The organism is Mesorhizobium sp. M0830, from assembly GCF_040319965.1.
Lineage (GTDB): Bacteria > Pseudomonadota > Alphaproteobacteria > Rhizobiales > Rhizobiaceae > Mesorhizobium.
In genome coordinates, this window is record NZ_JAMYOR010000145.1 from 1 (window position 1) to 1,060 (window position 1,060).

Annotated in this window: 1 protein-coding gene; it reads left to right on the plus strand. The window is 61.0% G+C overall.

Annotation, left to right across the window (positions count from 1 at the left end; translation table 11 throughout):
- Positions 1-146: 146 nt before the first annotated feature.
- Positions 147-1,060: IS110 family RNA-guided transposase (locus NKI20_RS33595; RefSeq protein WP_352838289.1), on the plus strand; the 914-nt coding region annotated here is incomplete at its 3' end.

Genomic DNA, 1,060 nt, shown 5'->3' on the forward strand with positions numbered 1-1,060 from the left:
GTTGAGGTGGGAAGGAGACCGAGAGGATCCTGGTCGTCCTTTCGAGGACAGGCCGTGGCATGGCTCGATCCCTTCCCACCGGTGACCATCAACCTGAACAGTTGCACGGGGCTGTTAGCTGCAGACCCCGCACCACAGGAAGAGGCATGGACATGATAATGCAGAACTATGTCGGCTGCGATATCTCCAAGCAGTGGCTCGATTTTTTTGATGAGACAAGCGGGCATTGCCAGCGCATCGACAACCAAGCCGATGTGATCGCTGCCTATGTGGCAGGTCTTCACCCCGGCCGAGATTTTGTGGTCATGGAGGCGACGGGCGTTCATGACCGGCTGCTGCGCCATGCGCTGGCCAAGGCAGGCGTCGCCTTCTCGCGGCACAATCCGGCACACACTCACCACTATGCGAAGTCGACGAGACGGCGCGCCAAGACCGATCGTCTCGACGCCAGGATGCTGAGCGGCTACGGCCGTCGCTATCACCCCGAAGCCGAGCCGGCACCGCGCGAAGAAGGTGAACACCTTCAATCGCTTGCCCGCCACCGTGACCAACTGGTCGATATCAGGGCAAAGTTGAAGAAGCTTCGCACCGAGGCCTTCGACGAGATCGTCATCGCCGAACTCGAAGAGCTGATCGCCAACTTCAACACACGCATCAAGGGGATCGAGGGGCAGATCGCCGAGGCCATTCGTCAAGCCGAGGATACTGCCCGCGACAACGCGCTGATGATCTCCGTACCCGGCGTCTCCAAGGTCACCGCATTCTCTCTGCTGGCGCACCTGCCCGAGCTCGGCCTGCGTTCACCCAAGTCAATCGCGGCACTCGCCGGCCTTGCCCCTTTCGACAACAAGAGCGGCAAGCTCAATCGCAGGAGCCAGATCCAGGGTGGCCGATCGCGCGTGCGTCGTGCCCTTTACATGGCAGCGCTGGGCGCCATCCGAGCCTGTGAGCGCTTCCGAGCTTTCTACAGCGCCATCGCAGCCCGATCAGGGTCAAAGAAGCTGGCCATCATTGCCGTCGCAAGGAAGCTCCTCGTCGTCCTCAACGCTATCATCCGAGA